Origin of the sequence: Halomonas sp. 3D7M, assembly GCF_014897885.1 — a bacterium.
In the GTDB taxonomy this organism is placed as follows: domain Bacteria; phylum Pseudomonadota; class Gammaproteobacteria; order Pseudomonadales; family Halomonadaceae; genus Vreelandella.
Genome location: NZ_JABUZF010000179.1, coordinates 30,943 through 33,440, shown reverse-complemented (window position 1 = coordinate 33,440; position 2,498 = coordinate 30,943). Strand labels below are relative to the sequence as shown.

The window sequence follows — 2,498 nt, the reverse complement described above, 5'->3', positions numbered from 1 at the left end:
ATGCGCCAAGCATGTGCAGCATCAACGAAGCCATGGGATCATCTGTCTGCGGGGCGAACGTTAACCCCTCGGAATGAAACTTGACGGTAACATCACGCTTTACCAGGTCATCAACAATCGAGAGCAGGTCAGACATGTTGCGAGCGAGCCGGTCAATGCTGTGAACATGAAGTGTGTCGTGCTCGCGGAGATAATCGAGGCAGAGATTGAGGATGTCGCGTGAACCAGCATTTCTGCCAGACACTTTCTCTTCGAACACCTTGTCTAGCTGAATGCCATCAAGCTGGCGGTCACTATTCTGACCGACCGTTGAGACGCGAATGTATCCAACATGCTTTCCCGACATAAATTCCATCCAACCTCATACTGTTCATAAACAGAATAAGGTTTCTATACATCATGTCAAGAAATTAACAAGCAAGGTTTTTGGACACCATAAAGGTTGGCATTTAGGGGCTTGAGCATGGTGTCCACAAAGTATAGCTTTATGAACACTTAATTAGGATTTCTTCTGGAGCTGAAGCACTGGCTGCTCAAGCATCAATTGCGTTACCCCATGTATCTCAGCGTTTGCCTGCCATATTAAGAATCGTGCATGCATCTCACGAAGAGCGTACATAAGCTTTTGGTTTTTCTCAGTCAGTTCTTCAATGCGCTCGTTCGCTTCACGAATGTCGCCTATCCATCCTGGTGATTCCTTCGGAGCCTTCAATGCGGCCTTACGATTCTTCATGGCTATATCAACGGCAGGTAGCTTCATCAGAGACTGGCGAGCACGACTAATACCCAGCTTTTCTTTGCATGCTTCAACGAGTAAAGGCCAGGTCAGCTTTGGCTCCGACCACTCTTCAATTAGCTTGATGATGCGCGCTTCATCTTTCTTCGTTAAATGCCCCATTGTTATACCTCAATTTCGTCTAGCATCGCTGACAAGTCATCTAATGACATCAGCTGCTCATTTTTCGCTTCGATGTCTTTGACATCAATCAGCCCCGCCATGGCTGCTGCGTTGTTTGTCAGTGTCCAACCATTGTCGGCGTTCCACACGATGTCGCCGTTTTCGAGTTCGGGGTTCTCCAAGGTTCGGATCAGCGCATCACACTTATATAGACTCATACCTACTTTTTTGACCCACTCTGAAGCTCCAAAAATATCGCGAGACTGCGCATCAAGCGCTTTGTCGTAGCGGCATTTAAGGTCCTTGCGTTCTTCTTTGAGGTTTGCGAGCTTCACATCATCGCCCTTGACACAGCCGAGCTTCCCACAAGTTAAGCAGGCTCCCATTTTCGGGCAGGGTTCAGAGGCAAAGTTGTGTACACAGATTCCAACGTGCGTCTGATGGATGATTAGATCCTGCTCCCCCTCATGGAGATCTGTCACATCACTGAGACTCAAAGGTTGGTTAGTTTTGACCTTCTCCAACCGCGAAGCCGCATTACTGTACTTCGTTTTGGGGTGATATTGTGCAACCCTTTGGGTACGATCCTCGACAGTCTCATGGTTATAGACAGAGCCCATAGAAGTGCGTCCAGAAAACGCATCAATAAGTAGTTGTGAAAGCCCCGCGTATTGCATCTCAGTATTCAGTTCGTGACGAAAAGAGTGCGAGCTCACCTTCAGATTCCCGTAACCATGCCTTTGAAAAATACTTTGCTTACGCGGAGTAGCTCCTCCTAGCTGCGCTGCTATTCGGTTAGGGTTGGCAGCGATCTCCACTCCAAAATCACGGGTCATTAGAAGCGATTTTTTTGTCTCGTCAGGTAAACTACCAGTACGCACTGTTAACAGGGCATCACGATACTTTACGCGCTTTTTACCATCTTCCGCAGGAGTGGTATAAGGAAAATCTTTAGGCAAGTACTTCTCACGGACCAAGATATTGAGCTTGCGTAACGTAATGACAACTTTATCGTTATACTCATAATAATGGCGTGTGCCACTCACATAGATTCGGCTCCCGCAGGTGGCATCCCAACCTTGTTGTATCTCGTCCAGTAGCAACTGCGCAACAGGACCTATTGATGCACGTTTTGAAATAGACTCAACCCATTGATCCTTAAAATTTTTTCGTGCTGAGTGGTTTGAATGAACTTTAGTTTTCAGTGCAGCACAAGCCTCAACATACGTGAGCGGATCATCTAGGCCTTTAAGGGGCACTCCCGCATGCGGCGGAAACTCGTCGGGGTGGTCTTCAAGCCATGCCGCATAAGCACGAGCTTCTTCTGTAACAGGTACCAACAGGTTAATGGCGCGCTCCACAACGGACTCCATGCCTGTCATAACTGGTTTTGTAGTCGCACCAAATCCTTTCTCAGCATACCAGCGTAGAAACATGCGGCGAGCACCAACATCATCTTCTTTAAATACCACACATTCACGTTCTACATCTGCTAATTCCCCTATACGACTAGGCAGGCTAAGCAAAAGAGAACATGCTGAGACGGTTACAATGTCAAGCGGAGTGGTTAAGGTGTTATTAAACAGTTCCCCTATAGCGC

Annotated in this window: 3 protein-coding genes; all 3 read right to left on the bottom strand. The window is 47.4% G+C overall.

Annotation, left to right across the window (positions count from 1 at the left end; translation table 11 throughout):
• Positions 1–346, bottom strand: a 346-nt coding sequence (locus INT22_RS20700; protein ID WP_226912583.1) for a recombinase family protein, incomplete at its 3' end; no start/stop codon positions are given.
• A gap of 153 nt (positions 347–499) precedes the next feature.
• Complete coding sequence (locus INT22_RS10195) at positions 500–898, bottom strand: hypothetical protein (protein WP_193068166.1); 399 nt, start codon at positions 896–898, stop codon at positions 500–502.
• Positions 899–900: 2 nt separating this feature from the next.
• Positions 901–2,498 (bottom strand): hypothetical protein (locus INT22_RS10190; RefSeq protein ID WP_226912582.1); only part of this gene is annotated, 1,598 nt, incomplete at its 5' end.